Here is a 9,216-nt window from a genome sequence, read left to right on the forward strand (position 1 = left end):
CTACACCTCACTGCGGTATGCATCAAAGCCGTTGGTCTCGATTTCATTCACCAGTTCCGGGCCGCCCTCTTTCACAATGCGCCCATCAATGAGCACATGAACGAATTCCGGCGTAATGAATTTCAGGATCTGATTCAGATGGGTAATAATGAGAAGGGAATTATTCTCATTATGGTATTCGGAAATATTTTTGGAAACAATGCGCACTGCGTCCACATCGAGGCCCGAGTCAGTTTCATCCAGCATGACCAGCTTGGGATCCAGAATACGCATCTGCAGGATTTCGCTCTTCTTTCTTTCGCCGCCGGAGAAACCGTCATTGAGGTAACGGTCCGCATAGGAGGGATCCATGGAAAGGTCTTCCATCCTTGCTTTCATCAGACGTTTGAAAGGGAAAAGGCGCTGCTGTTTCCCGGAAATGGTGGTCTTGGCAGTACGGATGAAATTTTCCATGGTAATGCCGGCCACCGAAATAGGATTCTGGAAAGAAAGGAAGATTCCCAGTTTTGCTCTTTTATCTACAGAGAGGCCTGTAATTTCCTGGCCTTCAAAATAAATATGACCCTCAGTTATCTTGTAAACAGGATTTCCCATGATGGCATGAAGCAGCGTCGACTTGCCTGCCCCGTTAACACCCATAATAACATGGACTTCCCCCTTGTTTACGGTGAGGTTAATGCCGTGGAGGAGTTCTTTCCCGCCTACGGAAACGTGGAGATTTTCCACGCGAAGCAATTCACTCATTTAATCACCTCATAATATATTGTAACCTGCATGCGTCATGAGACGTATACAATTGAAATCTTATTCCATTTTATATTATTTATATCGATATGTAAATACACGGCTGCCCCGGAAACTGCATCCTTCCTGCCATTTCACCCTGCAGGGCCACATCCTATCTAACTTTTTCAATATGTAATCCTATCCATACGGATTTAGGGAAGATAAATGAGTATATTATATATAGGGTTTATAGGGTGACGGCGGCAGCTTTGCCGCAGCTTTTACAGGCCGCTATTCGGCGGCATACCCCTTCCACCACTGACGTGGTCCCACTCCTCCTGGCAGGCAGGGAAGTCAAGTTACAGAAGCGCGGTCCCTTACCACCCCGGGGGGAAGCGTGTCACAGGCACGAAAAAAGAGCGGATAGTTTCCGCTCTTTTTCCTTACCTTCTATATCCCGGTCCGGGGCAGTAGTAATCATCCCGGTCGCTCTGCCGGTATCCGCCGCAGCCGTAGCCTCTGCCGCAGCTGCCGTCACGGGAGTCCCGGCTCACGGTCTGCCTTGGGCCCGGGCACCAGCCATTCCAGCTGCTGTCACTGTTATCGGCAAATACACTGTAGCCGCCAAGAGAAATCAGACCAGCAGCAGCCAGGGAAATGATCAGGGTGCTTTTCTTCATGAAATCATCCCTCTTTCTTTGTAAATGAAGAGGTCTATGCCTCTTCAATTATTATACCATGGCCCGAAAGCCCTGCCCCATGAGACAGCGATTCTTTTTTTCCGGCCCTCAGGACTTGACGTCCGGCTCTTTGCTGAAGTTTTCATCGGCAAACCATTTATCGTAAATCTTATCATATTCGCCGTTCTTCATCAGCTTATCCAGGGCCTCATTCACCTTTTCCCGGAGGCCTTCATCTTTCTTGCTCACCATCATGACAAATCCGCCGGAACCGCTGATAATGCCGGCAGGCTTCAATTTCTCCGATGCGCCGTGGGCCAGGTAGAAGCGGGCCACCGGTTTATCCAGGATCAGGGCGTCCGCTTCATTGTCCTCCACCGCCTTGATAAGCTGGTCGTGGTAGTCATACTCCTTCACTTCGGCGCCGTACTGTTTCGCTGTTCCAACATAGACCGTGCCCTTTTCCACAGCCACCTTTTTCCCTTTCAGGTCTTCCGGTCCCCTGATTTCATTGTCCTCTTTCCGGGCCAGGATGGAAACATTTTCCTTGCTGTAGTAAATATTGCTGAAATCTACCTTGTCCGCCCTATCCTGGGTCATATCTACGGCTGCCACCGCAATGTCCGCCTTATTGGAGGTGAGGGTCGGCACCATTTCATTGAAGGGCATGCTTTCGTATACCACTTTGGCCCCCAGCTCCTTCGCCACGGCGCCGGTGATGTCCACATCAAAGCCTACGATTTTTCCGTCCTTGTCCTTGTACACAAAGGGCGGATACGTGGCCACACAGGCCACCTTCAGTTCCTTCTTTGCTGAAGACGCCGCTGCCGGTTTGGCAGGCGCCGAGGAAGCCGCCTGCTTTCCTCCGCATCCCGCCATGGTACCCAGAACGCCCAGGACCAGCACAGCCGCCCCTGCTTTCATCCATCTGTTCATAAAAACACCTCCCGAAAAATCCCATCAACTGTTGTCTTCATTATATAGGGATGAAATTGAATTATCAAATGGGAAATAAATGGGCCCGCCTTTGGCGGCCCCAGGTGCAAAGGGTTTAGCCCGCCAAAGGCGGGCTGGCTTAGAGGCTTCAGAGGGAAGGTTGACGGGGCCTGCCGGCCCCGAAGGTTATGGCCTGCTGGCGCAGGCAGGTTGTGTAAAAGGGTTGTGTACGCTTTGCCCTTCGGGCGCGAAAGGTTCTTAAGATTGACCGGCCTTCGACCCAAAGGTTCTCAAGTTTGACACAGCCTTCGGCTGCGAGGGTTGTGGCAGCGGCTCCGCTGCAATATAAAGAATCTTTCCGCAGGAAGGGGAGTGGCACCGAAGGGCGAAGGAACAGCGCCAGCTCTTTAGACCTATCCTCAGGGCTCCGCCCAGGGGCTGTGAAAAAATGTAAATCATTTTTTCACAGCCCCCTGCGTTACGTGCTTACCTTCCCACTGTCTTCCCCAGCTCACTCTCTCATTAAAAAACCGGGCCCCTTCGAGCCCGGTTTCCTTTGACTGATTATTTCTTTCCTTCGTTGCCAAACCACTTGGTGTAGATCTTGTCATAGGTGCCGTTGTCTTTCAGTTCTTTCAGCGCCTTGTTGACAGCTGCCTGCAGTTCTTTGTTGTCTTTCTTCATGGCGAATACCATGCCTGCTGCATCCTTTGGTGCGCCTACGATCTTGAGGTCCTTGTCAGCGCCCTGTTTCAGGTAGTACATACCTACCGGCTGGTCGATGACTACGGCATCCAGAGTCTTGGCCTGCAGTTCCATGAAGGCCTGGGAGTTGGAGTCCAGCTGTTTTACATTGGCTGCCTTGGCTTCCTGGGCCAGTTTCACCTGCTGGGTGCCTACCTGGGCGCCTACGTTCTTGCCTTCCAGGTCTGCCCAGTCTTTGATGGAATCATTGTCTTTGTTGACGATGATGATGAAGCCGTCCTGGGTGAAGTAGGGATCGGAGAAGGATACCTGCTTGGCTCTTTCCGGGGTAGCATTGAGGCCTGCTGCAATGAGGTCGATCTGGCCGGACTGTACAGCCGGGATAAGGGCATCAAATCCCATGCTCTTGAATTCCATCTTGCTGCCCATCTGTTTGATTACCGCATCAGCCAGGTCAATATCAAAGCCTACATATTTATCGTCTTTCGTAAATTCAAAAGGCGGGAATGTGGTTTCAGAGCCTACGCGGATGACGGAAGGAATGCCGTTCTTGGAAGCGGAGGCAGCGCTCTTGGAGCTTCCGCCGCCGCAGCCTGCAGCTCCAAATACAGCAGCCATAGCACCTAATGCCAAAACGATTTTTAATTTTTTACCCATCATGACAAATCATCTCCATACAGCAATTTCACAGATTGGAAGCCTCTATGAATTTTTATTCAGGCCCCCTCGGTTCTTTTCATAAAGATACCGCCCGTTTTTCGCCAAAATTCATAGATTTTCCTGTATTTCAGCGAAATTTCCAAAAATGCGTTTTTCAGAAATCGGTATCTTTATGCAATCTATGCATATTTTATCAACATTTTACATAAATGTCAAATGCTGAAATCATTTTATAAAAGCATTATCTGCCATCCCGTCCGGCTTCCTATCCTTTCATTGACCCCGACTTCCCATCATGCTATAGTTTAAAGTACAGTACTTTAAGGGCGGCCATTTCTCTGCCCGTTCATTCATTGTTTAATCATTATATCTATTATATATTTTCACCATATAACATATGACCCGCAGGCTAAAGGCCTGCTCCTCTCACCTGTTTTGAAGCAAAGGATTTTCCATGGATATTATCATTTCATTCCTCTCCGAATGGGGATATGCAGCGCTCTTCATCTGCATGGTGCTGGAAAATATGAATATTCCCATCCCCAGTGAAATCATTCTGGGCTTTGCCGGATTCCTGGTGTCCCAGAATATTTTTTCCTTCTGGCCTACCATAATCATCGGCACCGCCGCCGGTATTGCGGGATCTGTCATTTCCTACTACCTGGGCTACAAAGGCGGCCGCGACCTAATTCTCCGGCACACCGCCAAAGGAGGCATAGGGGCAAAGAAAATGATTGCCGCCAAGGACTGGTTTGAAAACTACGGCGCCATCGCCATTTTCACCGGCCGTCTGCTGCCGGGGGTACGCACCTTTATTTCCCTGCCCGCCGGTATCGCCCAGTTTCCCCTGCCGGAATTCATCATCCTCACCCTCATAGGCACGGTGCCCTGGACCATTTTCCTTGTGTACGTAGGCTCCGTACTGGGCCACAACTGGGCCATGATTCTTGACTATAAAGGGGAAATCGCCGGCGCGTGCCTCCTCATTTCCCTGGTCATTGCATTGGGGTACTATGTGTACCATAAGAGAAAATCCAAATGAAATTCGATAAAAAGTGTGTCTTTCTATTTTTATACTGTCTTTTGATTTACGGCGCCTTTCTGGGGCTCATCCCTCTTTTGGATCCCGACGAACCGGTTTACGGAGAGACGGCCAAGGAAATGCTTGCCACCGGAGACTTCCTTTCCCCCAGGATTTACGGAGAGTTCTGGTATGACAAGCCGCCCCTTTTCTACTGGCTGGAAGCTCTGTCTTTCAGCCTCTTCGGCATTTCCACCTGGGCAGCCCGCCTTCCCTCCGTCCTTCTGGGGGCAATGACGCCGGTGTATCTCTATCTTTCCTCCCGAAAGCTCATAGGTGATAAGTCCGCCCTTCGGGGTGCCTTCATCTGCGCCACCTCCCTTGAAATCATCGTACTGGCCAGGAGCAGCGTCACCGACACCCTCCTTGCCTTCACCCTTACGGTGGCTCTCATGTCCTTCCTTCGGAAAGAATATATGGCCGCCTACATTTTCTGCGGTCTGGCCCTTCTCACCAAGGGGCCCGTGGGCTTTGGTTTTCCTGCCCTCATCGTAGGCCTTTGGATGATTGTAACGAAACAGTTTAACCTGAAGGAAATCATGGCCCTCAAGTGGTACTGGGGCATTCCCCTGGCCTGCCTGGTGGGACTTCCCTGGTACATAGCCATGGGCAGCATACACGGTGATGCCTTCATCGATACCTTTCTGGGCTACCACAATGTGACCCGTTTCGTGAGCCCGGAACATGCAGGGCAGAACCATTACTGGCTCTATGTGGTGGTGCTGCTGGCAGGCTTCTACCCCTGGAGCGGCACCCTGCCCGGCATTTTCCGCCGCACGAAGAAATGGATGAAAGAGAAGAACGCCGCCTTCTTCCTGGTGTGGGCCCTTTTCATTTTCATTTTCTTCTCCCTCTCGTCCACCCAGCTTTTCTCCTACATTCTTCCCATGTTCCCGCCCCTTTCCCTTCTTTCCGGCATGTATCTCACGGATTTGGAAGAAAAGGGCCATATATCCAAAGCCCTCATCCTTTCCCATCTCTTCTTCTCCCTTCTCACCGCCGGCGCCATTGCCCTGGCACCCATCAGTCCGGAAGGAGGCAGCTGGGTACGCTGGATCATCGTTTCCCTCATGGTTCTGGCCGCCCTTCTGGCCGGCCTCAGCCTCCGGAAAGGACGGTTCCACGGTTTCATGATGACCCAGGCCCTTCTCTCCGCCGTCTTCGTCCTTTCCGTCTGGGGCGCCTTCGCCTCCCCCGTTTCCTCCCTCTTTACCTCCAGAGCCATTGCGGATAAGCTGGTTTCTACGGAGAGAAATCTATCCATTCCCCTCTATATAGACACCTTCTACCGCCCCTCCATTGCTTTCTACACAGACATCTACGGCTCCGCCCTTCCTGAATTCGACAGGCGGAAAATGGAAACGGACGAAAGAAATGCAGAAAAGGGCGTCCTCCTTCCGGGGAAAGAGGAAAAGGCCCGGCTTCCGAAAGATGCTTACATCCTGATTCAGAAAAAAGTGTATAAGAACTGGCCGGAAGAGCAGAAATCCCACCTTTCCCTTCTCTGGGAAAAGGATACGGCCCTCCTGTTTTTAAAGAAAGAAGACTGACCCTTGAGCACAAAGCGCATGAAAAGAAAGAATAAACTCCATGAACCGGCAGAAAGCAGCAAGAAAGACGCAGGAAAAACTCTCCTCTTCTTCTTCCTGGCCGCCTTCCTCTTCCTCCTCTGGGGTTCCTGGCTCCTGCCGGTGACGGATCCGGTGGAATCCAACTATGCATTAACCGCCAAGGAAATGGCCACGTCCGGCAACTGGATATCTCCCCAGATTTACGGTACCTTCTGGTATGACAAACCTATCATGGTATACTGGCTCCTTTCCCTTTCCTACACCCTTTTCGGATTCACGGACCTGGCCTCCAGGCTTCCTTCCATCATCTGCGGCGCCCTTTCCGTCACCCTCCTCATCTGGTATGTCCAGCGGATCCTGAAGGACAATGTGACCGCCGTCTGGTCCGGCGCCATGCTGGCCCTGTCTCTGGAATTCTGGGTCATATCCCATGCCATCATTACCGACAGCATCCTCCTTCTCTTCACCATCCCCACCATGCTTTCCGGCTATATCGGCGTTATGGAAGGAAATAAGAAACACCTGACTGCAGCCTACGCCGCTGCCGGCCTCGCCTGCCTCACCAAGGGACCTGTGGGACTTGTACTTCCCGGCGCCCTCCTCCTTCTGTGGTGCCTTTCCATGAAATCAGGAAAAATGGCGGCCCGCCTCTTTCCCTGGCAGGGCATTCTGGCCTTTCTGGCTGTCACCCTCCCCTGGTACGTGGGCATGTACCTCATCCATGGCAGCGATTTCATCGAACAGTTCCTGGGACTTCACAATTTCATCCGCGCCACCTCCTCCGAACACCCGGCAGACAACCACTGGTACTACTACCTTGTCCTCCTTCCCGCCGCCCTCCTTCCCTGGACTTTCACCTCCTTCTATGAAATGGGGAAGGGCTGGAAGGAAAAGACCCCCTTCTACCGCTTCCTCATGGTATGGTGCTGGGGCACCCTTCTCTTCTACACCCTCATGGCCACCAAGTACGTCACCTATACCTACATTGCCGTGGTGCCGGCCATTATATTCTCCGCCCTCGCCGCCCCTGCCATCAGGCAGGGAGAGAGCCGCCCCTTCCTCGCAGGCCTTGGGAGCTTCGTCCTTTTCCTTGCCGCCGCCATTGCCGGCTCCCTTTACATCAAGGAAGGCAGCTGGTGGGTTCTCTACGTGGTCATTCTCTACGCCCTCTGGTCTTTGGGCATCCGCTATAAAAAGAGCCGGGGCCGGCGCCTTACCGTCATAGCCGCCGTCACCGCCTCGGTCTTCCTCTGCCTCATGATGGAAGGCCTGCCCCATTACCTTCCCCGCCGCTCGGCAGTGGGGCTGGCGGAAGAAATGAAGGCCGCCCCGGGCGAGCATTATTTCTTCCGTTCCTATCCTGCAGGCTACACCTTCTATACAGGAGAAATCGCCACCCGCGTGGTGCCGCCGCCCATTAGCGACAATGGGGAAGGACGAAATCCCCTATGGAATGAAAAATACGTCATGCCTTCCGTATCGGACAAGGATTTCATCACATCCCACCGTCATCCTGAAAAGCCGGTCTTCCTCTACGTATCCAAAAGCGACAGGAAATACTTCGACCAGTGGTTCTTCAAGTACCGTTTCAAAGAGGTAAAGCCCCTCCTCACCGGCACCATCTTCATCATGACCGACGGGGAAGATATTCCTGAATCCTTCAGGGAAGCGAAAAAGCAGATGAAAGAGAATATGAAGGAAGACGTAATCGAATCTTCGGAAAACGACTGAAAACAAAGGAGCATCCTATGGATTTGAACCAATTCCTCACCGGCCTTGCCGGGTATCAGGGAGAAAACACCTTCAACCCCTGGGCCGACCATGATGAAAGATATGAAATTGAAAATGCCGTGGCCATCAGGAGAAAAAACCTGGAAGACTACCTTGCCCTCCGGCTGGGAAAAGCCAGAATCCTTCTCATCGCCGAAGCCTGCGGCTATCAGGGTGGCCATTTCTCCGGCATTGCCATGACCTGCGAGCGCATGCTGCTGGACCTCCACCCCGTCGTGGACAGCGCCATGGTACTGGGCCATCAGGGAAACCGCACCAGCCGGAAAGAGAGTCCCCTCCTGAAGCCCATTCAGCAGGCAAAGGGCTTCAACGAACCCACAGACTCCGTAGTATGGAGCGCCTGCCTGGAAGAAGCAGGCCTTGGTCCCAATGACTTCCTCCTGTGGAACATCTTCCCCTTCCACCCCTATAAAAAAGGAAACCTCCTCACCAACCGCACCCCTGCGGACGATGAACTGGCAGCGGGCCTTGCCTGCACCAGAAGCCTCCTCTCCCTCACCGGCCCCCTTCCTATCTTCGCCATCGGAAAGAAAAGCGAGAACACCTTAACCGAAGCAGGCTTTTCCGTCACAGGCCTTCGGCACCCCGCCAACGGAGGAGCCAATATCTTCCGCAGCCAGCTGAAAGAGGCACTGAAATGAAAAACAGCCATGGAAACGAGAGTTTCCATGGCTGTTTTAAGGTTCAAAGGGTGCAGAGGGTTCAAAGGATTCAGTGGGTTCAAAGTGTTCAAAAGGTGCAGGGGGAGGGCTGCCGGGGCTTCGGCCCGAAGGTTCTCAAGTTTGACGGCCCTTCGGGCCGAAGGTTGTGGTATCGCCCTGCGGGCGATGAGTATAAAGTCAGCGTTACGGGATTTTCTTTTGGATTACCAGTGCTGACTGACGGAGAGCGCTTACCCTCTTCCTCTGGAAGGAGCCTATTTTGCATACCTACCCTTGGGTTCATAAGGAAGATTTGCATGACGGTGAATCAGCCCCTCCGGTGGATTTCCATCGGGCAAAGCCCGGTTGTAAAGATTTTATACAAACCGGCGCCTTCTATAAACTAGGGAAGCACTGATTAATTC

General features: G+C 52.3%; 8 protein-coding genes. 4 read left to right on the plus strand and 4 right to left on the minus strand.

Annotated features, from left to right (window positions below):
- The 4 genes from sufC to B2Y11_RS07710 all read right to left on the minus strand — a co-directional run bounded on the left by sufC (position 1) and on the right by B2Y11_RS07710 (position 3,707).
- Positions 1-744: a Fe-S cluster assembly ATPase SufC gene (sufC, locus tag B2Y11_RS07695; protein WP_291057878.1), complete on the minus strand. Its 744-nt coding sequence runs from the start codon at positions 742-744 to the stop codon at positions 1-3.
- A gap of 425 nt (positions 745-1,169) precedes the next feature.
- Positions 1,170-1,406, minus strand: a complete 237-nt coding sequence (locus B2Y11_RS07700) for a hypothetical protein (protein ID WP_291057879.1) — start codon at positions 1,404-1,406, stop codon at positions 1,170-1,172.
- 108 nt (positions 1,407-1,514) lie between these two features.
- Positions 1,515-2,342 (minus strand): substrate-binding periplasmic protein, encoded by an 828-nt coding sequence (locus tag B2Y11_RS07705; RefSeq protein ID WP_291057880.1) that lies wholly within the window; start codon positions 2,340-2,342, stop codon positions 1,515-1,517.
- Positions 2,343-2,906: 564 nt separating this feature from the next.
- A complete protein-coding gene (locus tag B2Y11_RS07710; RefSeq protein WP_291057881.1) occupies positions 2,907-3,707 on the minus strand; it encodes a basic amino acid ABC transporter substrate-binding protein in 801 nt (266 codons plus the stop codon).
- 454 nt (positions 3,708-4,161) lie between these two features.
- On the opposite strand from B2Y11_RS07710, the gene B2Y11_RS07715 reads away from it, so the two are divergent.
- The 4 genes from B2Y11_RS07715 to B2Y11_RS07730 are packed head-to-tail and all read left to right on the plus strand — an operon-like array spanning position 4,162 to position 8,791.
- Positions 4,162-4,749 carry a DedA family protein gene (locus B2Y11_RS07715; RefSeq protein ID WP_291057882.1) on the plus strand — a complete coding sequence of 196 codons (588 nt, stop codon included), beginning with the start codon at positions 4,162-4,164 and terminating at the stop codon, positions 4,747-4,749.
- Entirely contained in the window at positions 4,746-6,338 is a 1,593-nt protein-coding gene (locus tag B2Y11_RS07720; RefSeq protein WP_291057883.1) for an ArnT family glycosyltransferase, read from the plus strand. Before B2Y11_RS07715 ends, B2Y11_RS07720 begins: the two co-directional genes overlap by 4 nt.
- Positions 6,339-6,356: 18 nt before the next feature.
- The gene (locus tag B2Y11_RS07725; protein ID WP_291057884.1) at positions 6,357-8,090 is read left to right on the plus strand and encodes an ArnT family glycosyltransferase; all 1,734 of its coding nucleotides are present in this window, start codon (positions 6,357-6,359) and stop codon (positions 8,088-8,090) included.
- A 17-nt stretch (positions 8,091-8,107) separates the two neighbouring features.
- Positions 8,108-8,791, plus strand: coding sequence for a uracil-DNA glycosylase (locus B2Y11_RS07730; RefSeq protein WP_291057885.1), 684 nt, complete (start codon positions 8,108-8,110; stop codon positions 8,789-8,791).
- The last annotated feature ends 425 nt before the right edge of the window (positions 8,792-9,216 follow it).

The organism is Dialister sp. UBA1703, assembly GCA_002320515.1.
Taxonomy (GTDB): domain Bacteria; phylum Bacillota; class Negativicutes; order Veillonellales; family Dialisteraceae; genus Dialister.